Genomic DNA, 25,745 nt, shown 5'->3' on the forward strand with positions numbered 1-25,745 from the left:
CCCCCCCCCCCCCCCGACCGCACCCGCAACACCCGGGTACGCCCGAACAGCCGCGTGCCCCCAGCCACTTCTCTCACACCGGTCGTCCCGGACCGCCCGCTTGGTGACGAACCACCCGACCCCGATCGGTGTCCGTGCGCCGCAGCTCCGGCGGTCGCGCACCGCAAGATCGGACACCGACTCGCCGGCCGGACCGCCGTCAGGGTGACGGCGCGGGGACCACACCCGCGGTCACGCTTCACCGCCCCTCCCACGCCCCCGACTTCGCGTCGGCGTCACGGGGATCGGGCGCACACGGTTTTCTCGCGGGGACACATCGGCTGCCCGGCACCGCGCCGGACGTACGCCCGAGCCACCCGCGCATACTGCGAGCGGCCTGCGGCAGCGTGCGGCGCAGCGTGCCCGTCGCCTCGGACATGCGCCCGGACACGCGCAAGTTCTTCCGATGCCAAAGGAGTTCGCCCATGCCTCGGCCCCGCGCGCCGCAACACCCGATCTTGTTGCGCAGCGCCCGTATGCTCGATGTGGACCGGGGGGAGCTGGTCACACCGGGCGAACTGCTCATCGAGGGCGACCGCATCAGCGCGGTCGCGCCCGCCACCGTCCCCGACGACGCTGTGGTGATCGATCTGGGCGACCTGACCCTGATCCCGGGCCTGATGGACATGGAGGTCAACCTCCTTCTCGGGGGTCCCGACCACAACAGTCCGCTCAACCCCGTCCAGGACGACGCCGCCGTGCGCACCCTGCGGTCCGTCGCCAACGCCCGTCGTACACTGCGGGCCGGCTTCACCACCGTCCGCAACCTCGGCCTCTTCGTGCAGACGGGCGGTCTGTTGCTCGACGTCGCGCTGAAGAAGGCGATCGACCACGGCTGGATCGAAGGCCCGCGCATCGTCCCGGCCGGCCACGCCATCACGCCGACGGGCGGCCACCTCGACCCGACGATGTTCCAGGCCTTCGCGCCGCACATCATGCCGCTGACCGTCGAAGAGGGCATCGCCAACGGCGTCAGCCAGATCCGCCACGCGGTCCGCTACCAGATCAAGCACGGCGCGAAGGTCATCAAGACCTGTGCGTCCAACGGCGTCATGTCGCACACCGGGCCCGCGGGCGCCCAGCAGTACTCCAACGAGGAACTGTCGGCCATCGTCGACGAGGCCCACCGCGCCGGCCTCAAGGTCGCCGCGCACTGCATGGGCGATCAGTCGACGCGCAACGCGATCGAGGCAGGCATCGACTGCATCGAACACGGCTCGCTCGCCACCGACGAAACCCTCGACCTCATGGTCGAGCGCGGCACGTTCCTGGTCGCCACCACATACCTCGCCGACGCGATGGACGTCTCGCACGCCGCCCCCGAACTCCAGGCCAAGGCGGCCGAAGTCTTCCCCAAGTCGCGCCTCACCATCACCCGGGCCATCGAAAAGGGCGTCAAGGTCGCCTGCGGCACCGACGCCCCCGCGATCCCGCACGGCCGCAATGCCAAGGAACTCGTCGCCCTCGTCGACCGCGGCATGACCCCGCTCCAAGCCATCCGCGCGGCCACCACCGTCGCCGCGGACCTCATCGACGCGGACGACCGCGGACGCCTCGAAGCGGGCCTCCTCGCCGACGTCATCGCCGTCCCCGGCGACCCGCTGGCCGACATCACCGCCACCGAGCGCGTCCGCTTCGTCATGAAGGGCGGCCAGGTCTTCCGCAACGACCAAGCAGAAGCCGACAACTGACCCGACCAGGCCGCACCGAAGCACGACTTCGCGCAGGCGGCCCCCAAGGATCTCTTGGGCTCGGGGCAAGGGGAGAAAGGACCGGTCCGGTCAGGCTTATGCGCCACCGGGCCGGTCCTTCCTCGTCCACGGGCGAACTCCGTGGGGTGCTCTCGGCCCGAACTCCTCCCGTCCGTACGGTCGATGCGAACGGAAGTGTGGGCCCGTGCACCGCGGTCAGCGAACCGGGATGAGGCTTGCGGTTCACGGATGGACCGTGCGCTGTCGTGCGCAAGCGGCCCGGTTCTCTGCCGCGTCCGCCTCGGACGTACGGTGCGCGGCGCGTTCCGTGTCGGCGATCAGGCTCCGACGTGGGCTCCTGATCTGTCCCGGCCGCTTCCGCTAAGCCAACCTGTAGCGGGCCCACTGGCGGGCGGTGTCCGCGAGCCGTCGAGCGTGGCTGCGGGCCTTCGGGGAGCGGGCGATGCACTCCCACATACCGGACAGTCGCACGGCGAAGGCCGTGAGTACGTGGTCGGGGGCGGCGGAGAAGGCGGGGATGTCCAGCGCCCAGGTTTCCGCCTGCTTCGGGCTGTGACCTTCGTTGACCAGTCGTACAACCAGATAGGCCGAGTCCAGCCACGCCGGTCCCCGAGCCGACCAGGCCCAGTCGACCGCGACCGAGTGCCCCTCGCCGACGAGGATGTTGCCGGGGTGCAGGTCGACGTGGGCAAGCGTGTCGCCGTCAAGGCAGACGCGAGCTTCGGATTCCGCCAAGGCATCCACGTGGTCACGCGCCCAGAGGTCCAGGTCGTCCGGTCGGCGGTCTCGCAGTTCGGCCCATCCGGGGGCGCCGGCCCAGCGTTCCGCGAGTGCGTATTTCGCGGCCTCGGGGCACGGAGTCAGCTGCTCTCCGATCTCGATGACCAGGTCTCGGACGCGTTCGAGGTGCGGCGATCCGGGCGACAGGTCGGGGTGTACGCCGGGAGCGAGTTCGTATCCGAGCATGAGCCATCCGGCTTTCTCGATCTCCCATCGCAGCCTGGGCGCGATCTGGGGCGGTAGGTCGAGGGCGATGGCAGCTTCGTTTCCGGTGAGTCCACGCGTAGGGCCGATCGACGCGCACCCCTTTGACGAAGTGCGCGGCGTGCCGGGTATGGAGCGCGGCGGAGAACTCGGAGGACTGCCCGCGTGCGGGCGGCTCCGCCATGACAACAGGCCCGATCTCGTTTTCGATCGAACGCCGGACGGCAAGCGGCAGCGCTTCCCACGGCTGACGGGTAGGCATATGACTCCTCTCTATCGCACGAACGCCCCGGTACAGCGTTGCGCGCTGTCCGGGGCATCCGCCAGGTGCTCAGGGGCTGTCGGAGCCCCCTGCATGGCACTGCGAGCAGTCGGCGGCGACCGCCCACAGCTCCTCGTCGAGCGGGTGTCCGTCGGCCTCGATCAGCTCTCGTGTCCGTGAGACATCGGAGCGCGCGGTGCCCATGTTCCGCGGTCCCGTTTCGGGCACGTGGTCCACCAGTCGCCCGAGTGAGGTGCAGAAATCCGCGTAGTCGGCCGGGAGCATCAAGAACGCGTGCCATCCCTTGTCGATCAGCACGGACGGCGCCGGCCGCCGACCGGGATGGCCGGCGCTGACCGCCAGGAAACCGGCCGTACCGGTCACGATCCGGTCCGCCAGTTCGGCCGTCACCTCTTCGCGAGAGACGAGGTACTCGATGAGCTTTCGTCGGACCGCGCAGGGGATTTCCACCCCTGCGGTCGGTGCCTCTGTGTGCACTGTTCGATCCACCTTTCGCTGACCGGGTAGGGGTTGCGTCCCGTCAGTTCCGTGTGCAGAGACGGACGGGGGCTGTGAATGCCACGACCTCTTGGTGTTCCGGGTGGGCCGGGTACGGCGGTCACGTTGATTCGGCCCGGCTGGAACAGCGCTGGGAATTCAGGCACGAACTTTGACTTCACGGGTGTCCATTGGTTGATGATCCGCAGAGCTGTCACCGCCCCACCCCGACACAGCGCGGACAGCCGCACGGCGGGAGCATCGGCGATGGCGCGGGGACATCCAGCCACGATCCGGCGACGGTGCGGCGGGGCACGATGTCGGTTCGGCTGCCGTCCGGGGCGATCCGGTAGACGGCGAGGGTCATGCGGCGGTGGCCCCGGTCGGCGAGGTCCAGCGCGATCACCGGGCGCCTCCCAGGACCGCCCGCCGGTGACCGGCGAGCATGTACGGGCGGACCAACGCAAACGGTTCGAGCTCCACCGTCCGGTCCCGGTCCTCCCACGTCCTCGGGTGCGAAAGGCCGACGGGTGATGCCACGGTGCGCGCGGGCGCGGAATCGGCGCGATGTCGGCCCGAGCCGGATCTGAGAATCCCGCGAAACCGTAAGACGGCTCGGCGGATACAGTCATGCATGTTGACGCTCCTTCGCAGCGTTGGCCGCGCCCCCGGACCGTGCCAGCGGTCGCGGGGGTCACTGAATGTCAGGATGCCGACACACAAGAGCGGGGAGTTGCACAAACAAGTGCAACTCCCCGCCACCCGAACCTGCTACATGCCGACCCACCGCGCGTACTGGGCGAGCGCCCCGCCGGCCACTCGCTCACGCCGTTTCAGCGCAAGCACCGTCTCCCGAACCGTCGGGTGGTACCGCGTCTGCTGGGGCGCAATCCTGCGGGCTCTCTCAAGACACTGGCCCGCCCCAAGTCCATCCAGTGATGAGCCGCCCGCGACCGTGACCAGCCCTGCGGGATCCGCACACCTCTGGCAATACGGATCGCCTCGTCCCATTGGTCCAGATCGCAGGCGATGGCCACCGCATGCACACCGACATTGGGCATCCCCCACGTCAGTCCGTAATCCGGCAGTTCCCCCGTGGCCGAGGCGAGCTTGCGAGCTTCTGCCAGACGGGCCTTCGCCGCGTCGACGTCTTTCGCCCGGCCGGCCAGCACAGCCGCCCGGAGATGCAGACTGCCTTCCAAAGCCGGCACACCTTCGGGGCGGCGTGCATCCTGTCCGCCCAGGTCGCGGAGCGCGCGGTCGACAACCCGCATCCCAATGTCGTATCGGCCCGAGGACAGCACGGTTTGCGCCCGCAGGTATGCGTGCATCGCCGCGAGGCCAGGTTCGTCGGCGTGCGGTGCCGCCAAGGCAATGCGGTCGAGTGCGACCGTCGCCAGATCGGTGTAGCCGAAATTCCAGGCAAGCGTGAACACACACCGGAAGGCACCGGCGATGTACTCGTACGCCCGACGCCGTTCCTCACCCGACGTGGTGTGGATGGCGTGAACCAACTCGTCGATCACCCCGGGCAGGTCACGTGCCATCGGCATGTAGTCGGCTTCTCGCCGTTGGGTGAGCAGCAGCCGCACGTCCGCGGCAATATCACCGATGTGGCGAGGCCGGGGGTGGTCGTCGTTGGGAACGTCCCAGTTCTCCATGCCCACGCGGATCGGCTGTATGAGGGCGTCGAGACGGTCGCGCCGCAGCTCGTCAGCGTAGGGCTGCCCGAGCAGGTCGGACGTGGTCACGCCGAGAGCACGTGCACACGCGGCGATCAAGGCGGGCGACGCGGGCCTCTGCCCCGCTTCAACCTTGGACAGCAGTGACTTGGAGGCGTTGGCCCGCATGGCGAGACCCTGTTGAAGCAGGTCCCGTTGCTTTCTGAATTTGGCAATGCGTGCACCAACGTGGTCCGTTGAGTCCGTACCAGAGTTACCCACACCCGTCTCCGTTCCAACGTCGACAATTGGAACGGTACCGGTCTTGGATGGCCGGGAAGTGCTTTCGCCCCGAGAGCCCAACTCTCGGGGCGGCAACGGATGTTGTGGCTGGAAGGCTGTCTCCGGTCTCTGAAGCGTTGCTGCGGGTGTTCTTCGTCGAACCTGCCACGTTGCTGTCTCCTGACCGCGGCATCACCCACTGGTACAGAGGTCAGGCCGGTGGCGGCGTGACTCCCTCGTTGACCAGGGCCTCGCGTTCCTCGGGGGTGAGGCCTGCTTCGGTCAGGATTTCGTGGGTGTGGGCGCCGACGTCGGCGCCGGCCCAGCGGATTCGGCCCGGGGTGCGGGACAGGCGGGGGACGATTCCGGGCATGGGGACGTCGCGGCCGAGGACGGCGTCGTGGACGCGCTGGATCATCTCTCGGGCCGCATATTGCGGGTCGTCGAGCATGTCCGGGGCGCGGTAGATGAGCCCGTGGGGGACCGCGGCCTCCGCGAGGGCGGCGCCGATGGCGTCGAAGTCGAGGGTGCTCGTCCATGCGGCGACGAGGTCGTCGACTTCCTGCATGCGGGCGCCACGGGCGACGTGCGTCGCATAGCGCTCGTCGGCGGCCAGTTCGGGGCGGCCCATGGCCTTGACGAGGCGGGTGAAGATCGGATCCGCGTTGGCGGCGATCATCACCATGCGGCCGTCGGCGGTCGGGTACGCGTTGGACGGGGCGACGCCCGGCAGCCCGCCGCCTGAGCGTTCGCGTACGTACCCGGTCAACTCGTAGTCGGAGACCAGGGATTCGGACAGCGCGAAGACCGCTTCGTACAAGGCGACGTCCACGACCTGGCCGCGGCCGTCGCGTTCGACCTGGCGCAGGGCGGCGACGGTGCCGAACGCGGCGAAGAGCCCTGCCAGTTGGTCACCGAGCGAGAGCGCGGCCCGGGCCGGCGGGCGGTCGGGGGAGCCGGTGAGCTCCCGCAGGCCGCCCATTGCCTCGCCGATGCTGCCGAAGCCGGGGTCGCTCGCGCGCGGGCCGGACTGGCCGAAGCCGGAGACCCGCGTCATCACCAGGCGCGGGTTCTCCCGGCTCAACTCCTCGTAGCCCAGGCCCCATTCCTCAAGCCGTCCGGGAGTGAAGTTCTCCAGGACGACGTCACAGCCGAGCGCGAGGCGCCGGGCGATCGCGCGGCCTTCCGGCTTGCGCAGGTCGATCGCCGCGAGGCGCTTGCTGCGGGCCAGCGCCGACCACCAGATGCTGCGGCCTTCGAGCATGACGCCCCAGCGCCGCATCGGGTCGCCGTCGCCGGGGCTCTCGATCTTGATGACCTCCGCGCCCATGTCGGCGAGGAGTTGGCCGGCGAACGGGCCCGCGACGAAGCTGCCGAGTTCGAGGACTCGTACGCCCGCGAGAGGCCCGTCCGCCGTGTCGTGCTCAGCGGTCACGAACCCTCCACGAAGGGGAAGATCCGGGTGAAGTCGACACCCGGCTCGGCCGCCGCGAAGCGGGCCCAGATCGCCGCCGTGAGTTCGCCGACCTCGGAGGGGCTGCCCTGCTCGCGCACGGACTCCAGGAAGAGGCTGATGTCCTTCGACATCAGCGAGTTGGCGAAGCCCGACGCGTACGTGCCGGTGAGCACGTGGTTCGGGAACTTGTCGGTGGTCGCGGTGTTCGCGCCGCTGGACGCGCTCATGACGTCGAGCATGGTCTTCATGTCGAGACCCACCGACAGGCCGAACGCGATGGCCTCGCTGGTGGCGGCCAGTGCCGTCGCGGACAGGAAGTTGTTGGCGAGCTTGAGGGCCTGCGCCATTCCCGGCCGGTCCCCGACACGGCGGTTGCGGTCGCTCAGCCCCGCGATCACCGGCGCGACCGCCTCGCACGTCTCGTCGTTGCCGGCGTACATCACCATGAGGGTGCGGGCGCGGGCGCCCGCCGTTCCGCCCGAGACCGGCGCGTCGAGGAGCCCGATGCCGTTCTCGGCGAGCAGCGCCTCGATCCGCTGAGCAGCGCCTACACCCGTGGTCGAGGTGTCGATGATGTGCCTGGTACGGCGGTCGGCGGCGCCCACGATGTTGCGGGCCACGATCTCGGAGACCTTGCCGTCGGGCAGGCTCAGCACGATCACGTCCGCCTTGCGGGCCACCTCGGCCACGTCGGCCGCCGCAGTTGCGCCCTCGGGCACGCGCTCGGGGCCCGCCGCGTCGTGCGCGATGACCGGCAGCCCGTGCTTCACGAGGTTGTTCGCGAGCTCGCCGCCCATGTTGCCGAGGCCGATGAAGCCAACCGTGGTCGTGCTCATCCCTTGTCCCGTTCCGCGCGGTAGGCCTTCAGGACCCGCCGGGCGCTGATCGCCGCGGGCGCGCCGCAGTAGGCGGCCACCTGGAAGAGCAGTTCGTCGATCTCCTCGTCGGTGACGCCGGTGCGCGGCATCGCCGACGCGTGCAGCTTGAACTCCTCAAGCCGGCCCAGGGCCGCCGTCATGGCGAGTACGAGGAGGCTGCGGTCGCGGGGGCTCAAGGGGCCGCCGCGCGTCCAGACGCCCCAGGCCTGCGTCGTGATGTGGTCCTGGAACTGCTGGGCGACGGGATCCGTTTCAGCGGTCTGGCTGTCCACGTATTCGTCGCCGAGCATCGCCCGGCGCATGGCACGCGCGGCGCGCAACTGCTCGGTTTCTTCCATGGTGTGTCTCCCAATATCAGCGGATCGACAGGCTGATGGTCTTGACCTGGGCGTAGTCGTGAAGGGCCTCGATGCCCTTCTCGCGCCCGTAGCCGCTCTGCTTGAAGCCCCCGAACGGTGTCTCGATGGTGAGCGCGCCGCCGTTCACCGCGACCTGACCGGCGTCGATGCGCTCGGCCAGGCGCAGTCCCCGCGCGACGTCGCCGCTCCACACGCCCGCGACGAGGCCGTACTCGGTGTCGTTGGCGAGGGCGAGCGCGTCGGCTTCGTCGGCGAACGGCATGGTGACCAGGACCGGCCCGAAGATCTCGTCGCGGGCGATGCGCAAGTCGCGGGGCACGTCGGCGTAGACGGTCGGGCGGACGTACAACCCCTGCGCTCCGGGGCCTTCCTCGTACGCGGAACCGCCGGTCACCGGTACCGCGCCCTCGGCTTCGGCCGCCGCGAAGTGACCGAGGACGCTTCGGAATTGCGCCTCGGTGATGATCGGGCCGAAGTCCACGCCGGGTTCGAGTCGGCCGACCGCCTCCGCGACCCGGGCGACGACCTCGTCGTGCACCGGCGCCTCGACGAGGAGCCGCGTGGTGGCCGAGCACACCTGCCCGGAGTTCATCGCGATGGCGGTGACCGCCGCCGCCACCGCCCGGTCGAGGTCGGCGTCGGCGAAGACCACCAGCGGTGATTTGCCGCCGAGTTCGAGTGTCATCGGGATGAGCCGGTCGGCGGCGATCCGTCCGAGCAGCCGGCCGGTGGCCACCGAACCGGTGAACATGATGCGGCGCACGACCGGGTGTTCGGCCAGCGGGCTGCCCACCTCCGGCCCGGTGCCGGTGACGACGTTCAGCAGGCCGTCGGGCAGGCCGGCCTCGGTCGCGAGCTGCGCGAGGCGCAGGGTCGAGGTCGACGTCAGCTCGGACGGCTTGGCGACGGCCGCGTTGCCGACCGCGAGTGCGGGGGCCAGTGCCCGGCACGCCTGGTTGAGCGGGAGGTTCCACGGCGTGATCGCGGCGATGACGCCGTACGGCTCCAGCCGGGTGTACGTGTGGTTGTCGTGGCCGAGGTCGATCGTGCGGCCGTGGTGGGTGCGCAGGATGCCCGCGTAGTAGCGGAAGTACGCGGCGGACATGTCGACTTCGGTGCGGAGCTGGGCCGGGATCTTCCCGGTGCACGCGCGCTCCAGCTCCATCAGGGTCTCGGCGTCGGCCTCGATCGCGTCGGCGATCCGGTGCAGGACCGCGGAACGCTCCGCGCCGGACCGGGCGGCCCAGTTGGGCTGCGCCGCCGCGGCGCTCTCCACGGCGTGCTCGACGTCGGGTGCCGTCCCGGCCGCGATCTCGTCGCCGGCGGCCCGGGTCGCGGGGTCGAGGGTGGGCAGGTAGGCGCCGCTCGCCGGCGGCACGGCCTTGCCCTGGATCCAGTGGTCGTGGCGCGTACCGGCCATGGTTCTCCTCCCGCGTTGAGAATAAGGATCACAGTATCCGAGAACGGTGTTATCCGGACGCCGACGAAAACCCGTCGAGACGCCGCGAACGAGGGTGTCACCCACGCCCGTTTGCGAGTCCCGACGGGTTCTCCGACGGCCGGGCCGCGCCGGTCACCTGATCACGGACGCGTACGCCTTCTGCTCCAGGAACTCGTTCAGTCCGGCCTCGCCGGCCTCGCGGCCGAGGCCGGACTGCTTGTAGCCGCCGAACGGGATGTCGACGCCGAAGTAGTTGCCGCCGTTGATGCCGAAGGTGCCGCTGCGGATCCGCCGGGCCACCGCCAGGGCCCGCTCCTCGTCGGCACTGAAGACACCGCCGGAGAGGCCGAAGATCGTGTTGTTGGCGATGCGCACGGCGTCGTCGTCGTCCTCGTACGCGATGACGGCCAGGACCGGGCCGAACACCTCGTCCTGGGCGATCTCGCTGTCCGGGTCGACGTTCGCGAGCAGCGTGGGGGTGTAGAAGAAGCCCGGGTCGATGCGCTTGCCGCCGGTGACCAGGGTGGCGCCCGCGTCCACGGCCCGCTGGACCATGCCGTCCACCTTGTCGCGCTGCTTGGCACTGATGAGGGGGCCCACGTACGTCTTCGGGTCGCTCGGGTCGCCCTGCCGCATGCGCTGGAAGCTGTTCGCGACGATCTCCACGATCGCGTCCTGGTGCGCGCGCGGCACCAGCAGCCGCGACGTCAGCGCGCAGCCCTGCCCGGAGTGCGTGCAGATGGTGAACGCGGTGTGCAGCGCGGCGGTCTTGAAGTCGGCGTCGTCGAGGATGATCGCGGCCGACTTGCCGCCCAGCTCCAGGAAGACCTTCTTGATCGTGGGGCTCGCCGCCTCCATGATCCGGCGCCCGGTGGACGTGGCCCCGGTGAAGGTGATCACGTCGACGTCGGCGTGCTTGGTGAGCACCTCGCCGACCTCGACCTGCGACGAGGTGAGGATGTTGACCACGCCGGCGGGGATGTCCGTGTGCTCGGCGATCAGCTCGCCCAGCTTCAGGGTGGGCAGCGGGGTGTCGGGCGCGCCCTTGAGCACGACCGTGCAGCCGGCCGCGAGGGCCGGGGCGAGCTTGGCGAACGCGAGCTGGTTGGGGAAGTTGTAGGGGATGATCGCGGCGACGACGCCGGCGGCGTCCTTCTCGATCCAGCGGCGGTGCCGTTGGCCCATCGACTCCTTCTCGGGGAGCTCTTCCCTCAGCGGGTACGTCCGCAGCAGGTCCGCGTAGTAGCTGAAGAACTCGATCGGCTCGTCGAGCTGTGCGCCATACGTCAGTTGGCGCGGGGCTCCGACGTCGGCGATGGTCAGTTCGCGAAGCTCCTCGCGGTGTTCGCCGAGGGCTCGGTGGAGCTGCTCCAGGCACCTGACGCGCAGTTCCACGTTCGTGGACCAGTCCGTGGTGTCGAACGCCCGGCGGGCCGCGGCGATCGCGGTCTCGGCATCCGAGACCGTCGCGTCCGGCACCTGGTCGAGGACTTCACCGGTGGCGGGGTTGAGCGTGGGGTACGTGCGCTCGGCCGCGACGAGTTCACCGTCGATGAGCAGACGCTTCACGGCGACACCACCTGTCCGTCGGCCATGGCCACTGTGCCGTTGAACCGCATCCCAGTCTCCTTGCTCCGGTTGGGACGGAAAGTACATTCTCACTAGAGGTAAATCAACCGCGTTGAGACGAGAATGACACCCCACAGGTGCTGTTGTGGCGCGGGGTGTCAAGGCCGTCCAGCGTCCGTCAGCGTCGCCGCGCGGACTCAAAAAACATGCCATGACCAGGTACTTTGATCGAACCCCTTGGTTGGCGTTTGGTGACGCTCGGTGCACGGCCTGATGAGAATATTATTCTCATCAATGAGAAGATGTGCGGTGTAGGAGGCAGGTCGGCCGTACACCCGCGGCCTGAGAGGTCCGCGGCGCAAGACGTGCCGCCGCCCACGTTGCAGAGCCCGGCGGTCGGCCATGGCGACCACCCACACCATGGCTCTCCGGAAACGTCGGCGTGATAATTGACTCCATCTGTGTCATCTCTCGGGGAGAGGGCAGGCCCGGTGAATGCGGTCATCCGATGCGGCTCACCTTGACGCGCCCTTCCTGATCGACGGCAAAGCGACGCCGGCGATCGTGGTCGACGCGTACGGAACCGTTCTGTCCGGCACGGCCGACGTCCGCGGACTCGTCGGCCGGCGGCTCGACCTGCGCCTCCCGCCCCTCAGCCCGCCGCCCACCCCGGACACGGCGGCGTTTTCCGGAGAGACCACACTCCTCTCGGCGACCGGCGAGCCCGAGTGCTACCGCTACAGCGCGCGGGTGCTCGACCCCCTCGCGAGCGGCGGACCCACCTGGCTCCTGCTCCTCGCCCGCACCGACCCCCCGGCGACCTGGCAGACCGCACGGGACCGCGCCGAACGACGGGCCCGCCTCGCGCACACCGCGGCGATGAGCATCGGAACGACACTCGATATCGACGAGATGGCCGAACGCCTCGCCGGGATCCTGGTTCCCGACCTCGCCGACATGGCGGTCGTCGATATTCCCGTCACCGTGCTGGAAAGCGACGAGCCCCCGCCCACACGCCTCGCCCTGCGACGCCTTCGACGCGTCGCCATCGTCTCGAAGGACGGCCGGGTACCGCCGTCTTTCGGTGCCGTCGGCGAGATCATGCCGATGGTGGGCACAGCCGTGCCGATCGCTCCCGTCGGCGACGGATCCGTGGTGATCGCGACGGACATGGACAACTTCCGCGACGCCCTCGGTGTGAGCGACGACGACGCCCGCAAGCTGATCCCGCGCGGTGCCCGAGGGATGATCGCGGCCCCCATGGTCGTCCACGAACGCGTGCTCGGCGTGCTGGCCGCGTGGCGACTCGACAGCGAAAGCGTCTTCGACATGGAGGACGCCGAGATGCTCGTCGAGATCACCTCGCGAGGAGCCCTCGGATTCGACAACGCCCGGCGCTACGCGCGCGAACACCGCACCGCCGTCGCTCTCCAGCGCAGCCTCCTGCCGCCCCTGCTCACCCACACCCCCGCCGCCCGCACCGCCGGAACCTACGTGCCCGCGGGGGACGAGGCAGGCGTCGGCGGGGACTGGTTCGACGTCCTGCCGCTCTCGTCGCTGCGCACCGGATTCGTCGTCGGCGACGTGGTCGGCCACGGGCTGGGCGCCACGGTCGCCATGGGACGCCTGCGCACCGCCGTACAGACGGTTGCCGACCTGGAACTCGAACCCGGCGAACTCCTGAGCCGTCTCGACGACTTGGTGGTGAGCCGGTGGCTTGAGCACGACGCGGACAGCGCTTTGCCCGATGTCGGGGCCCTCGGGGCGACCGTGCTGTACGCCGTCTACGACCCGGTCGACGCCCGGTGCACCATCGCCGGCGCCGGCCACCCTCCGCCGCTGGTGCTGCGCCCCGGCCGGGAACCGGAATTCGTCGAACTCACCCCCGGACCGCCGCTCGGGGTGGGCGGCATGCCGTTCGACGCGGTGGAAACAGAGCTGCCGCCCGGGTCGCTGATCGCGTTCTACACCGACGGCCTGGTCGAACGCCGCGGCGGCGACATCGGCGCGGGCATGGCCCGGTTCGCCGAGGCCATGGCACGCCACCGCGACCAGACATTGGAGACGATCGGCACCGACGTCCTGGCCGAGCTGGACATCCCGCGTGACGACGACGTCGCACTCCTGCTGGCCGAGACGCGGGTGCTGCCCGCCGGGGCGGTCGCCGAGTGGGAACTGCCCGCGGACCCGTCCGTGGTCGGCCGGGCCCGCGAGCTCACCACCCGGCAACTCGCCCGCTGGGGCCTGGACGAACTCGCCTTCACCACCGAGCTCGTCGTCAGCGAGCTGATCACCAACGCCATCCGGTACGGCGGTTCGCCGGTCGGCCTGCGGTTGATCCGCGACGAGGTGCTGGTCTGCGAGGTGTCCGACCCCAGCAATTCCCAACCCCGTCTGCGGCGTGCCGTCCCGACCGACGAGGGCGGCCGGGGCCTCTTCCTGGTCGCACAGATGACATCGCGCTGGGGCAGCCGCTACCGCCGGTCGGGGAAGACCATCTGGGCCGAGCAGAGCATGGACCCATCGGAATCCCCACTCGGGGAAAGGCTGTTGAACGTCTTGGACGTCGACACGGGCGTGTGACGGAGGTCGTGCGCGTGCCCGGCCCACGCCCCGGAGCCATGCCACAAAGGTTGAGCGAGACGGCGGCCTTGCCGGCCGACCCGGTTCCCCGTCGTCACCCCGAGTCCCGCAGGTCCGCGAACACCCGTCCGGGAGGCGGCTTTGCCGGCCGTCCCGGTTCCCCGTCGTCACCCTTGCGGCCGGTCCCCCGGCGCATTCGGGACCATCGTCCGCAAGTGCAGGGCCAGCCGGATCTGCAACTCGCGTTCCGGGTCGCGCCAGTCCGGTCCCAGCAGGCCCGCGACGCGTTCGAGGCGCTGTGTGACGGTGTTGATGTGCACGTGCAGTGCCTCCCGGGTCCGGGTGAGGCTGCGGCCGCTGTCGAAGTACGCCTCGACGGTCCGCGTCAACTCGGCGCGTCGGTCCCGGTCGTAGTCCAGGAGCGGGCCGATCGTGCGCCGCACGAAACCGCCGACGTCCTTCGAACCAGCCAACAACACGCCCATGAAACCGAGTTCGTCGGCCGATGCACCCTCGCCGCGACGGCCGAGCGCATACAGCGCGTCGAGGCACCGGCCCCCCTGGGCGTACGCGTCGGCGATCTCGTCCACGCCGCGTGCCGGGCCGGCCGACCCCGCGGTGGCCGTACGGCCCACGGCCGTGCCCAGCTCCGACACCACCCGGCGCGCGACCTCGGCGGCATGTTCGCCGGGAAGCAGCAGCACGGTGCGGCCGTCGACGGTGCCCGCGAGCCCCGGGGCGGTCGCCGCCAGATGCGCGACAGCCGAGGCCAGGCGCGACCGATCCGCGTCCGGCACGTCGACCACCACGGCCACATGCGGCCGGGTCAGATCGGCGCCCAGCCGTGCGGCACGGTCGGCCAACGACGCGCGGTCGCGTACGTTTTCGCTCAGGATGTCGTGCAACAGCTCGCCGCGCAGGCGGTGTTCGGCCTCCGTCACCGAGCGGCGGAACAACAGCAGCAGCGCGATGATCATCGCCGCCCGCTCCAGGATCCGGGTGTCGGACGCCTCGAAGTCCTTGCGGTCGTCCGCGCCGTGCAGAACCAGCAGGCCCAGCCGCTCCGTTCCGGCGGCGACCGGCACGACGTGGACGCTCCTTACGCGCGCGCCGCGCCCGGTGGCCCGGGCGTGCGCACGGGCCGCGGCGAAGTCCGCGGCGAAACCCGGGTCGTCGGTCCGGCCGTCGGGCCCGTCGGCCGCCTCACCGAGCAGCAGCGTCGCGTCGCCGCCCACGACGTCCGCGACCGCCCGTACGACGTCGTCCACGCCCGCGCCGGCCAACACCAGCCCGGTGAACCGGTCGTGCGCGGCGGCGGCGCGTTCGATCGCCGCGTTGTGCTCTCGGGCACGGGTGTTCGCCTCGGCGAGTTCGGCGAGCGCGGAACGCGTCTCCTTCAGGAGGTTGGCGGTGTCGATCGCGACGGCCGCGTGCGCCGCGAACGAGCACAGCAGCGAGACCTCCGTCGGGCGGAATACGCGGGGCCGCCGGTCGGACGCGAACAGCACGCCGATCACGGTGTCGCCCACCTGGAGCGGCACGGCCAGCATCGCCACCAGCCCCTCGTCGCGCACCCCCTCGTCGATGACGTGCGTGTGCCGGAACCGCTCGTCCGCGAAGTAGTCGGCAGTGACGTATGGCGTGCCGAGTGCCGCCACGAGCCCCCCGATGCCCTCGCCGAGCGCGAGCCGCAGCCGCTGGAAGCGGGTCGAGATGGACCCGGCGGTCACGCGCAGGTAGGTGTCGCCCGCGGCGGGGTCGTGCAGCGAGATGTACGCGGTGTCCGTGCCGAGCAGCGAGCGGGCGCGGTTCACGATGGCCTGCAACACCAGGTCGGGATCGCGCAGCGCGGCGAGGTCGCCGGCCGTGCTGTTGAGCGCGGCCAGTTCGGCCTCCCGGCGGCGGCGCTCCTGGAGCACGTCGCGCAGCCGCAGCGCCGTCCCCTGCGCCGCCTCGACCTCCGCCAGCAGCGCGGCGTCGGCCCCCGCTGCCCGGGCATCCGCGACGACGCGCTCGAACTCGCTCGCGGGGGCCTCGCGGTGCAGGAGATCGAGCAGGGTCCGGACGGCGACGACGGCCCTGACGGGGTCCATCGTGTGATTATCCCTCGGGGCGCGCAGACTGCATCGGCCGCCCGGCATGACCCACGGGCGGCGGTCCCGCTCCGGCGCCGCAACATTACGGACCGTACGCCACGAAAACCATGTGGCATTCCACTATGGCGGAGCCCGGGACTGTGGCGGTTGCCCACATGGAACCGGGCGTGCGGGAGACCTAGCGTCAGCCAACCATGGACAAGACATGGTCATCAGCAGCGGAAGCCGTGGCTGACCTCCCTGACGGCGCCTCGGTGGCGGTCGGTGGGTTCGGGCTGTGCGGCATCCCCCACGACCTCATCCACGCGGTGCTCGCCTCCGGGGTCTCCGGGCTCCGGGTGGTCTCCAACAACTGCGGCGTCGACGACGGCGGGCTCGGCCTGCTGCTCGGCGAGAAGCGCATCGCCCGGATGATGTCGAGCTACGTGGGGGAGAACAAGGAATTCGCCCGGCAGTACCTCGCCGGCGAACTGGAGGTCGAGCTCGTCCCGCAGGGCACGCTCGCCGAACGGCTCCGGGCCGGCGGTTCCGGCATACCGGCGTTCTACACCCTCGCCGGCGTGGGCACCGCGGTCGCCGAGGGCGGTCTGCCGTGGCGGTACGCCGCGGACGGGTCCGTCGCGGTCGCCTCGCCCAAGCGTGAGACGCGCGTCTTCGACGGCGTCGAGTACGTCATGGAGGAGTCGGTCACCACGGACTTCGCCCTCGTGCGCGCGGCCGTGGGCGACACCCACGGCAACCTGGTGTTCAACGCCTCCGCCCGCAACTTCAACCCGCTGGCCGCGATGGCGGGCCGCGTCACCATCGCCGAGGTCGAACGCCTCGTGCCCGCGGGCGAGTTGGACCCGGACTCGATCCATCTGCCCGGGGTCTTCGTGCAGCGCGTCGTCGCGGTGACCGACCCGACCCTCAAGCGCATCGAGAAGCGCACCGTCTCATCCGTCTCGACGACGCAGGCAGGGAACTGATGGCACTCACCCGCGAAGGCATGGCCGCCCGCGCCGCACGCGAGCTGCTGCCCGGCAGCTACGTCAACCTCGGCATCGGCCTTCCCACCCTGATCCCCGACCACCTGCCCCCCGGGGTGGACGTGGTGTTGCAGAGCGAGAACGGCATTCTCGGAGTCGGCCCCTACCCGCGGGAGGACCAGGTCGACCCCGACCTGATCAACGCGGGCAAGGAGACCGTCACGACCAACACGGGCGCGTCCTTCTTCGATTCGGCGCTCTCGTTCGCGATGATCCGCGGCGGCCACATCGACGCGGCAGTCCTCGGCGGCATGCAGGTCTCCTCGACCGGCGACCTGGCGAACTGGACCGTCCCCGGCAAGATGGTCAAGGGCATGGGCGGCGCGATGGACCTCGTGCACGGCGCCCGCCGCGTCATCGTCCTCATGGAGCACACCACCCGCGACGGCGAGTCCAAGATCCTCGAAAAGTGCACCCTGCCGCTCACCGGCCGTGGCGTCGTCCAGCGCGTGATCACCGACCTCGCGGTCCTCGACGTCACCCCGACCGGCCTCGAACTGGTCGAGACCGCACCGGACGTGACGGTCGATCAGGTCATCGCCGCGACGGCGGCACCGCTGCGCGTGGCACTGGCGACGAGCTGATTCGCAGAGCGCACGGGCACCCCTGCCGGAAAGCGTGCGCCTGAACCGCTGCACATGCCCGCGCCGTCGACTTCGGCGGCCGGGCCACGCCGTTCTTCGCCGCGGTGGTTCGGCTGCACGGGCCGGACGGGCGGAGGCCGAGCGGGCGGACGTGGCCGTGGAGTGGAGGCTTGGCGTCGCCGTGCGCACGTGCCAGACGGCACCCGCATGGTGTGCGCACGCACCCCGGTTACCACCGTGCGTGGGCCAGGACCTGCACCGCGCCCAAGCCGGGACGCCGTGGCTCGGGCGGAGCTGGGGCGTTGAAACGGCAGATTCCCGTGTCCCGTCGCGGGAATCCGCAACCTCGGTGCGAATCGGCGGGCCGCCCGCCGTGCCTCATCCGGCCCGCGCGTGCTCCCCGATGGCCCGCCCCCGCCCGACCGACCGGCGCGTAGCGTGCGAGAGTGCCGTTGGTCATCTTTGAGAACATTGTTATCGGCAGGCCGTTGATTTTGGTCTGACCTTTGGTATGTTTCCGCTCATGATGCGGCGTGGGAGGTGTGTGTCCGTTGGACTTTGAGCTGACCGAGGACCAAGAGACCATCCGAAAGTCGGTCCGCGAGCTGCTGCGCGGCTTCGACGACCAGTACTGGATGGAGAAGGACCAGAAGCACGAGTTCCCGACCGAGTTCTACGACACGATCGCCAAGGGCGGCTGGCTCGGGATGACGATGCCCGAGGAGTTCGGCGGGCACGGGCTCGGGATCACCGAGGCGACGATCCTCCTGGAGGAAGTGTCGCGCTCGGGCGGCGGCATGAATGCCGCCAGTGCCATCCACCTGTCGATCTTCGGCATGCACCCGGTCGTCGTGCACGGTTCCGAGGAGCTCAAGCAGCGCACACTGCCGCGCATCGTGAACGGCGACCTGCACGTCTGCTTCGGCGTCACCGAGCCCGGTGCGGGCCTCGACACCTCGAAGATCACCACTTTCGCCAAGCGCGAGGGCGACCACTACGTCGTCAACGGCCGCAAGGTGTGGATCTCCAAGGCCCTGGAGTCCGAGAAGATCCTTCTCCTGACGCGTACGACCAAGTACGAGGACGTCACGAAGAAGACCGACGGCATGACGCTGTTCCTCACCGACCTCGACCGCAGCAAGGTCGACATCCGCCCCATCACCAAGATGGGCCGCAACGCGGTGAGTTCGAACGAGCTGTTCATCGACGGCCTGCGCATTCCCGTCGAGGACCGGGTCGGCGAGGAGGGTCAGGGCTTCAAGTACCTGCTCGACGGCCTGAACCCGGAGCGCATGCTGATCGCCGCCGAGGCGCTCGGCATGGGCCGGGTGGCGCTGGACCGTGCGGTCAAGTACGGCAACGAGCGCGAGGTGTTCGGCCGTCCGATCGGAATGAACCAGGGCATCCAGTTCCCGCTCGCCGACTCGCTGGCCCGTCTGGACGCGGCCGAGCTCGCGCTGCGCAAGGCGACGTGGCTGTACGACAAGGGCCGCCCGTGCGGCCGTGAGGCGAACACCGCGAAGTACCTGTGCGCGGACGCCGGGTTCACCGCCGCCGACCGCGCCCTGCAGACGCACGGCGGCATGGGCTACGCCGAGGAGTACGCGGTCTCCCGGTTCTTCCGGGAGACACGCCTGATGCGGATCGCGCCCGTCAGCCAGGAAATGGTTTTGAACTACCTGGGATCGCACGTTCTGGGATTGCCGAGGAGCTACTGATGACCAACCCCCTCTTCGACCTCACGGGACGCTCCGCGCTGGTCACCGGTGCCGCGGGCGGCATCGGTTCCGCCGTCGCTCAGGCTCTTGCCACCGCGGGTGCCGCGGTGCTGGTGTCCGACCTCAACGGTGAGGCCGCCGAGACCGTCGCCGCCAAGATTCGTGCGGGCGGCGGCACCGCGGAGAGCGCCGCGCTGGACGTGACCGACCGCGAGGCCGCGGGCGCCGTCGCCGCGCAGGCCGCCGCGCTCGCCGGCGGGACGCTGCACATCGTCGTCAACAACGCCGGCGTCACCGACCCCGCGATGTTCGACAAGATCAGCGGCGAGAACTTCCGCCGCATCGTGGACATCCACGTGATGGGGACGTTCAACGTCTCGCAGGCGGCGCTGGAGTTCCTGCCCACCGACGGCACCGGGCGCATCATCAACGTCACGTCCGCGGCGGGTCTGACCGGCACCCTCGGCCAGGTGAACTACTCCGCGGCCAAGGCCGGCATCATCGGCATCACCAAGTCGCTGGCGCGCGAACTCGCCCGCAAGCAGATCCTGGTGAACGCGCTGGCTCCGCTGGCCGCGACGCCGATGACCGAAACCATCCGCACGAACGAGAAGTTCGCTCCGCAGATGATGGCCCGTATCCCGCTCAAGCGGTGGGCGTCGCCGGAGGAGGTCGCCGGCGCGTTCGTCTTCCTGGCGACCGACGCGGCGTCGTTCATCACCGGCCAGGTGCTGCCGGTCGACGGCGGCATGGTGATGTGACCTCGGGACTTTCCCGAAGGAATTCGGCCCGCCCGCCGAAGAGTTCGCGTTGCGGTTCGCACCGAATCGCGGTGGTACCTTCGGCGGCGGGCACTCGGGGCGGTGCCCGGGACGAGTGCGAAGGGCGTTTGAGTTGACGCAGCGCGGCGAGCACGATTCCGCGGCCGTCGTAAAGCGGTCGGGAACCCGGCGGAACAACGCACAATTCGATGTGCTGAGTGTTCCGAAGGCATCGGATGTTCTGGCGGCGGAAGTCCGTGAGCGGATTCTCTCCGGGGAATTCTCGGAGGGCACCGCGCTGCCGCCGGAACGCCAATTGGTCGAACAGACCGGGTTGAGTCGCGCGACCGTGCGCGAAGCGCTGCGCATTCTCGAAGTCGAACAACTCCTGGAAATCCGACCGGGCCGTGGGGGGGGGGCCTTCGTGCACCGCCCCAACCGCGAATCCCTGGCCAGTACGGTCCAGTTGGTGATCCGGGGGCAGCAGATCCGGCTCGACGCGCTGCACGAGACGCGGGAGGCGATCGAGCCGACCTGCGCGGCGCTCGCGGCGGAGCGGCGCACCGACCTCGACCTGGCCGCGCTGGATGCGGCGCACGCGGAACTCGTGGAGGCCGGGGACGACATCCCGCGTTTCCTGCGGGCCAACATCCGCTGGCACAACGCCGTGGCGCGGGCCGGCGACAACGAGCTTCTCATCGGGTTCATGAGCGCTTTGTCGCAGGCGATCTACGCCGCGACGGACATCGCGCCGTTCATGGACGACGAGGTCCGCCGGGTCACCGCGCGGGCGCACGAGAGGATCGCCGAGGCCATCCGCGACCGCGACGGCGCGGCGGCGATGCGGCGCATGACCCGGCACATCTGCGGGTTCTCGCACGCTGTCTCCCGCGTCGACCCGCGTGCGCAAGTGGCTTTGTCGGAGAACGCCGCCGCGCAGTCCCGAACACCGTCCGGGGAACGGGCGGAAATGCAGTCGCCGGAACAGTCGGCGGCACAACAGACGCAACAAGGCACGGAACAGCGGAGGGGACAGCCCACCGAAGTCTGACGTTTCCTCGGGCGGGCCCGTGGTTCGAGGGCCCGCCGGTGTTGTGAGAATCCCACTCTCGCCACACGGTAACGACATTGACGCACTTCGGTCTGACCTTTACCATCAACGTGAAATCAGTGGGTGAATCACGTCCGCGACCGTGCCGGCCAAGAAGCCGATATGTCGAGAAGCCGAGAAGTGGAGATGGGGACCCCATATGGGTGAGGAGAGCTCCGTACTGACCGTGGCGGCCGACGGTGACGTGCGCATTGTCACGCTGAACCGCCCCGATCGGTTGAACGGCGTGTCCGAGGAGCTGCACCGGCGCTTGTCCGAGGTGTGGAGCGAACTCGCCGAGGACCCCGGGGCGCGGGCCGTCGTGCTCACCGGAGCGGGCCGGGCGTTCAGCGCCGGCGGTGACTTCGACCATCTCCTCGCGCACCACACCGACGCGCGGCTGCGCGACCGGTCGATCCATCGCGACCGGCGCATCCAGACCGACATGATCCGCTTCCCCCTGCCGGTCGTGGCCGCGGTCAACGGCGCCGCCGTCGGGCTCGGGTGCAGCCTCGCGCTGGGCTGCGACCTGGTGCTGATGGCCGAGGACGCGTACCTCGCGGACCCGCACATCTCCGTCGGCCTCGTCGCGGGCGACGGCGGCGTGACGCTGTGGCCGCTGCTGACCAGCCTGCTGCGCGCCAAGGAGTACCTGTTCACCGGAGACCGGATCCCCGCGGCGAAGGCCGTCGAGTTCGGCCTGGCGAACCGCGTGGTGCCCGGCGAGGACCTGATGACCGAGGCCCTCGCCCTCGCCCACCGCCTCGCGGCGCAGCCGGCGGAGGCCCTGCAGTCCACCAAGATGGCGCTCGCGGCGGTCGTCGAGAACGTGTCGCGCGGCGGCATGGAGGCGGCGCTGATGTCCGAGCGGGCCACGATGACCAACCCCGACCACATTCGCATCGTCAACGAGCTGGCGGCCCGCTCCCAGGAGCGTTCGTCGGCGCGCCGGGAGGCGTGAAGCGTGGAGGCCGAAGAGTTCTCGCTCGTACGGGACATGTTCCGTACGTTCGCCACGCGGTTCCGCAGCGGGACCGCCGACGTCGAACCGGCGGCACTCGCCGCCGCGCAGAAGGCACTCGACGAGCTGGGCCTCGCCGAGCTGCGGCGCACCTCGCCGCCGGCGGCGACCGCCCAGGAGTGCGCGCTCCTCGCGGAGGAGCACGGCAAGCAGCCGCTGGGCACCTCGACCCTCGGAACCGTGCTGCTCGCCCCGGAGTTGCTGCGGCTGCTCGGTGACGACGCGCCGGCCGGTGTCGGTGCCACGCCGACCATCGCGCTCGCCCGCGACCTGCGTTTCGCGACCGCGGGCACGACCGAGCTCGTCGCGTGGGACTGCGAAGGCGCCGACAGCGCGCTGTCCGTCGCCGCCGACGGAACGGTCACCAGCGTCGAACTCGGCGCTTCGGCACCGACGATCGACCTGCTGCGCACCGTCCGGTCGGTGCCGTCCGACGCACCCGCCAAGGTCGTCGGCCGCCTCGACGCGGACCAGCTCAGCCACTGGCAGGCGTACGCGCTCGTCATGGTCACCAGCGAACTCGTGGGCGCTGCCGGGGCGTTCGTCGACCTCAGCGTCGAATACGCCCGGGAGCGGCGGCAGTACGGCAAGGAAATCGGATCCTTCCAGGCCGTCCAGCACATCCTCGCCGACGCGACGGTCCTCGTCGCGGCGTGCACCAGCGCCACCCGGTACGCCGCGTGGTCCCTCGACAACGAGACGCCGGCGGCGGCCCTCACCGCCGCCCGCGTCGCCAAGGCCGAGGTCAACGACTCGGCCCTGGAAGCGATCTACAGCGGCATGCAGGTGTTCGGCGGCATCGCCCAGACATGGGAGCACATCGCCCACCTGTATCTCCGCAAAGTACGCCTCGGCGCCACGATCCTGGCGACCTCGGCGGACCTGCTGGCGATCCTGGCTGAACCGGAGGCGGCCCGATGACCGACACCCCGCTGGAATTCGGCGACCCGTCGGACCTCGAACAGCTCCGCGGCGAGTTTCGCGGCTGGCTGGCGGAGAACCCGCTGCCCGAACGCGGCGCGGACGAGCCCGTACCGGTGTTCCTGCACCGCTGGCACAAGCAACTGCACTCCGGCGGGTGGGTCGGTCTCGACGTTCCCGAGGAGTTCGGCGGACGCGGCCTGACGACCCTTCACCAGGTCGCCATCAGCGACGAGTTGGGCGCCCAGCAGGCACCCGGCGTGCCGCGCATCGGCTACCTGGCCCAGGCGCTGCTGAAGTTCGCGAACGACGAGCAGCGCCGCCGGCTGCTGCCGCGCATGCTCGCCGGCGACGATGTGTGGTGCCAGGGCTTCAGCGAGCCCGGCGCCGGGTCCGACCTGGCCGGCATGAGCACCGTCGCCGAGAAGCGCGGCGACCACTACATCGTGCGCGGCCAGAAGCTGTGGACCAGCTACGCGCAGTACTCCAACCTGTGCCTCCTGCTGGCCCGCACCGATCGGGACGGCGTCGCCCACAAGTCGATCTCCGCGTTCATCCTGCCGCTCGACCGCCCCGGCGTCACCGTGCGCCCGCTCAAGGCGCACAACGGCGACGACGAGTTCTGCGAGCTCTTCCTGGACGACGTCCGGATCGAGGAGTCCGAGCTCATCGGCAACGAGGGCGACGGCTGGCCGCTCGCCATGACCACGGTCAGCTACGAGCGCAACGCCCTCGACACCGGCCACCTGTCGAAGTACGGCCTGCTCGTCGAGCGCCTGCGGGCCGTCGTCGGCGAGCGCGGGAACGACCTTCCGGACGGCCTGCGTTCCGAGGTCGGACGCTGCTTCGTCGACTACGAGGGCCTGGTGGCGCACACCCGGCGCCGCATCGCCGAGCGCATCGCCGGGGTCGAGGCGCCGTTCGACTCCTCGATCGACAAGCTGCTGATGACGCGCACCGAGCAGCGCCTGTACGAGACCGCGATCAAGGTGCTCCCCGAGGCGCTGTACGAGGACGGGAACGAGGTTTTCGCCGAGTACCTGTACTCGCGTGCCGCGTCCGTCTACGGCGGGACCTCGCAGATCCAGCGGAACATCATCGCGAAGCGCATTCTCCGCCTGCCGTCCTGACCAGGCGTCGCGGTGTTCATCCCGAGGGGAGGTCATCCATGCGCCACGACCACGCGTACGTGAGCATCCCGAACGTCATCAGGAGCGCCGCGGAACGGTTCGGCGACGCCCCCGCCCTGGTCGACGGCGACTCCCGGTGGAGTTTCCGTGCCCTCGAACAGCAGATGGTCGGGGCGGTCAAGGCAGCGATGGCCGCAGGCGTGCGGCCCGGCGACCGCGTCGGGCTGTGCGCCCCCAACTCCGCGGAATGGATCCTCGCCGCGCTCGGCATTCAGGGCGCCGGCGGCGTCGTGGTCCCGCTCAACACGCGCTTCAAGGCGCAGGAGCAGGCGTACATCCTGCGCACGTGCGGGGCCACGGCGGTGTTCGCTTCGTCCTTCCTGGGCAGCGACTACATCGCCGGCCTGCGGGAGTTCGACCCGGAACTGCCCGCCCTCGGCACGACCGTGTCGGTCCTCGGCCCGCAAGGCGCCGCCGACCTGTCGTGGGCGGACTTCCTGGCCGGCGGCGCCGGTATCCCCACCGCCGAGGTGCACGCCGCGATCGACCGGCTCACCCCGGACGACATCGCCGACGTCATCTTCACGTCCGGGACGACCGGGAACCCCAAGGGCGTGATTCTGACGCACGGTCAGTCGCTGCGCGCCTACGGCTGGATGGCCGAGGCGTACACCTTCGCGGCATCCGACACCATCTTGGTCATCCCGCCGTTCTTCCACTGCTTCGGCTACAAGGCCGGGTGGCTGATGTCGCTCATGAACGGTGTGACGGTCGTGCCGATGCCGGTGTTCGACGCCGGTCGCGCGCTGGAGGCCATCGAACGCGAACGCGTGAGCATCATCACCGGCCCGCCCACGATCTTCCACGACCTGGTCCACCACCCGGACCGTGGCAGGCACGACCTGTCGTCGCTGCGGGTGTCGATGACCGGCGGCACCACGATCCCCGAGTCGCTGATCCACGCGATGAAGGCGGACCTGACGTTCGACATCGTGATGAGCGCGTACGGGCTCACCGAGTCGAGCGCGCTGGTGACCTCGACCCGCATCGGCGATCCGGCGGAGGTCGTGGCCCGCACCACGGGCCGCGTGATCCCGGACGTCGAGGTGCGGCTCGTCGACGACGACGGCGACGAGGTCCCCGCCGGGCAGCCGGGCGAGATCCTCGTACGCGGCTACAACGTCACGCGCGGTTACTGGGACGATCCCGAGGCCACCGCCGAGGCGATCGACGCCGACGGCTGGCTGCGCACCGGTGACGTCGGACGCTTCGACGAGGCCGGCAACCTGGCCATCGTCGACCGCAAGAAGGAGATGTTCATCGTCGGCGGGTTCAACGCCTACCCCGCCGAGATCGAGAAGATCCTTCTCACCCACGAGCCGATCGCCCAGGCCGCGGTGATCGGCGTGCCGGACCAGCGGATGGGCGAGGTCGGCTGCGCCTTCGTGGTCGCGGCGCCCGGACACGAGCTCACCGAAGCCGACGTCATCGCGTGGGCGCGAGCCAACATGGCCAATTACAAAGTGCCCCGGCACGTCCGCTTCATCGACCAACTGCCGCGCAACGCAAGCCAGAAGGTCCTCAAGCACGAGCTTCGCTCACTATTCACGAGAACGGGCTGACCGCCCGACGGGAGCGGACGGACCGGAGCATGCGGCAGGCGTACAGGGAC

21 protein-coding genes are annotated in these 25,745 nt (G+C 70.1%); 11 read left to right on the plus strand and 10 right to left on the minus strand.

Annotated features, from left to right (window positions below; all coding sequences use genetic code 11):
- The first annotated feature begins 464 nt into the window (after positions 1-464).
- Positions 465-1,730: an amidohydrolase family protein gene (locus tag ACRX5W_RS17870; RefSeq protein ID WP_436789174.1), complete on the plus strand. Its 1,266-nt coding sequence runs from the start codon at positions 465-467 to the stop codon at positions 1,728-1,730.
- Between the two features lie 381 nt (positions 1,731-2,111).
- Here ACRX5W_RS17870 and ACRX5W_RS17875 read toward each other — a convergent pair whose 3' ends face one another.
- The 9 genes from ACRX5W_RS17875 to ACRX5W_RS17915 form a co-directional block, all read right to left on the minus strand.
- A complete protein-coding gene (locus tag ACRX5W_RS17875) occupies positions 2,112-2,963 on the minus strand; it encodes a phosphotransferase family protein (protein ID WP_436789175.1) in 852 nt (283 codons plus the stop codon).
- A gap of 103 nt (positions 2,964-3,066) precedes the next feature.
- On the minus strand, positions 3,067-3,495 hold the full coding sequence (locus tag ACRX5W_RS17880) for a hypothetical protein (RefSeq protein WP_436789176.1): 429 nt from the start codon (positions 3,493-3,495) through the stop codon (positions 3,067-3,069).
- Between the two features lie 214 nt (positions 3,496-3,709).
- Positions 3,710-3,901 (minus strand): hypothetical protein, encoded by a 192-nt coding sequence (locus ACRX5W_RS17885; RefSeq protein ID WP_436789177.1) that lies wholly within the window; start codon positions 3,899-3,901, stop codon positions 3,710-3,712.
- Between the two features lie 427 nt (positions 3,902-4,328).
- The gene (locus tag ACRX5W_RS17890; protein ID WP_436789178.1) at positions 4,329-5,345 is read right to left on the minus strand and encodes a helix-turn-helix domain-containing protein; all 1,017 of its coding nucleotides are present in this window, start codon (positions 5,343-5,345) and stop codon (positions 4,329-4,331) included.
- 304 nt (positions 5,346-5,649) lie between these two features.
- On the minus strand, positions 5,650-6,873 hold the full coding sequence (locus tag ACRX5W_RS17895; RefSeq protein ID WP_436789179.1) for a CaiB/BaiF CoA transferase family protein: 1,224 nt from the start codon (positions 6,871-6,873) through the stop codon (positions 5,650-5,652).
- The gene (locus ACRX5W_RS17900; RefSeq protein WP_436789180.1) at positions 6,870-7,730 is read right to left on the minus strand and encodes an NAD(P)-dependent oxidoreductase; all 861 of its coding nucleotides are present in this window, start codon (positions 7,728-7,730) and stop codon (positions 6,870-6,872) included. Before ACRX5W_RS17900 ends, ACRX5W_RS17895 begins: the two co-directional genes overlap by 4 nt.
- Complete coding sequence (locus ACRX5W_RS17905; protein WP_436789181.1) at positions 7,727-8,110, minus strand: carboxymuconolactone decarboxylase family protein; 384 nt, start codon at positions 8,108-8,110, stop codon at positions 7,727-7,729. The genes ACRX5W_RS17900 and ACRX5W_RS17905 overlap by 4 nt, the downstream gene beginning before the upstream one ends.
- Positions 8,111-8,126: 16 nt before the next feature.
- A complete protein-coding gene (locus tag ACRX5W_RS17910; protein WP_436789182.1) occupies positions 8,127-9,551 on the minus strand; it encodes an aldehyde dehydrogenase family protein in 1,425 nt (474 codons plus the stop codon).
- A 153-nt stretch (positions 9,552-9,704) separates the two neighbouring features.
- On the minus strand, positions 9,705-11,141 hold the full coding sequence (locus tag ACRX5W_RS17915; RefSeq protein ID WP_436789183.1) for an aldehyde dehydrogenase family protein: 1,437 nt from the start codon (positions 11,139-11,141) through the stop codon (positions 9,705-9,707).
- Positions 11,142-11,636: 495 nt separating this feature from the next.
- Between ACRX5W_RS17915 and ACRX5W_RS17920 the strand changes: the two genes are divergently transcribed.
- Entirely contained in the window at positions 11,637-13,724 is a 2,088-nt protein-coding gene (locus tag ACRX5W_RS17920; RefSeq protein WP_436789184.1) for an ATP-binding SpoIIE family protein phosphatase, read from the plus strand.
- A gap of 167 nt (positions 13,725-13,891) precedes the next feature.
- On the opposite strand, the gene ACRX5W_RS17925 is transcribed toward ACRX5W_RS17920, so the two are convergent.
- Positions 13,892-15,817: a helix-turn-helix domain-containing protein gene (locus ACRX5W_RS17925; protein ID WP_436789185.1), complete on the minus strand. Its 1,926-nt coding sequence runs from the start codon at positions 15,815-15,817 to the stop codon at positions 13,892-13,894.
- A 197-nt stretch (positions 15,818-16,014) separates the two neighbouring features.
- On the opposite strand from ACRX5W_RS17925, the gene ACRX5W_RS17930 reads away from it, so the two are divergent.
- From ACRX5W_RS17930 to ACRX5W_RS17970, 9 genes are all read left to right on the plus strand, one after another.
- Positions 16,015-16,788, plus strand: a complete 774-nt coding sequence (locus tag ACRX5W_RS17930) for a CoA transferase subunit A (protein WP_436789186.1) — start codon at positions 16,015-16,017, stop codon at positions 16,786-16,788.
- Positions 16,788-17,432 carry a CoA transferase subunit B gene (locus ACRX5W_RS17935; RefSeq protein ID WP_436789187.1) on the plus strand — a complete coding sequence of 215 codons (645 nt, stop codon included), beginning with the start codon at positions 16,788-16,790 and terminating at the stop codon, positions 17,430-17,432. The genes ACRX5W_RS17930 and ACRX5W_RS17935 overlap by 1 nt, the downstream gene beginning before the upstream one ends.
- 542 nt (positions 17,433-17,974) lie before the next feature.
- Positions 17,975-19,150, plus strand: coding sequence for an acyl-CoA dehydrogenase family protein (locus tag ACRX5W_RS17940; RefSeq protein ID WP_436789419.1), 1,176 nt, complete (start codon positions 17,975-17,977; stop codon positions 19,148-19,150).
- Positions 19,150-19,911: an SDR family NAD(P)-dependent oxidoreductase gene (locus ACRX5W_RS17945; RefSeq protein ID WP_436789188.1), complete on the plus strand. Its 762-nt coding sequence runs from the start codon at positions 19,150-19,152 to the stop codon at positions 19,909-19,911. Before ACRX5W_RS17940 ends, ACRX5W_RS17945 begins: the two co-directional genes overlap by 1 nt.
- 211 nt (positions 19,912-20,122) lie before the next feature.
- Positions 20,123-20,962: a FadR/GntR family transcriptional regulator gene (locus ACRX5W_RS17950; RefSeq protein ID WP_436789189.1), complete on the plus strand. Its 840-nt coding sequence runs from the start codon at positions 20,123-20,125 to the stop codon at positions 20,960-20,962.
- Between the two features lie 199 nt (positions 20,963-21,161).
- The gene (locus ACRX5W_RS17955; protein WP_436789190.1) at positions 21,162-21,962 is read left to right on the plus strand and encodes an enoyl-CoA hydratase/isomerase family protein; all 801 of its coding nucleotides are present in this window, start codon (positions 21,162-21,164) and stop codon (positions 21,960-21,962) included.
- Positions 21,963-21,965: 3 nt separating this feature from the next.
- Positions 21,966-22,943: an acyl-CoA dehydrogenase family protein gene (locus ACRX5W_RS17960; RefSeq protein WP_436789191.1), complete on the plus strand. Its 978-nt coding sequence runs from the start codon at positions 21,966-21,968 to the stop codon at positions 22,941-22,943.
- Positions 22,940-24,073, plus strand: coding sequence for an acyl-CoA dehydrogenase family protein (locus ACRX5W_RS17965; protein WP_436789192.1), 1,134 nt, complete (start codon positions 22,940-22,942; stop codon positions 24,071-24,073). Before ACRX5W_RS17960 ends, ACRX5W_RS17965 begins: the two co-directional genes overlap by 4 nt.
- Before the next feature lie 38 nt (positions 24,074-24,111).
- The gene (locus ACRX5W_RS17970; RefSeq protein WP_436789193.1) at positions 24,112-25,695 is read left to right on the plus strand and encodes a FadD3 family acyl-CoA ligase; all 1,584 of its coding nucleotides are present in this window, start codon (positions 24,112-24,114) and stop codon (positions 25,693-25,695) included.
- The last annotated feature ends 50 nt before the right edge of the window (positions 25,696-25,745 follow it).

The sequence above is a fragment of the Yinghuangia sp. YIM S10712 genome, assembly GCF_051388935.1.
GTDB lineage: Bacteria > Actinomycetota > Actinomycetes > Streptomycetales > Streptomycetaceae > Yinghuangia.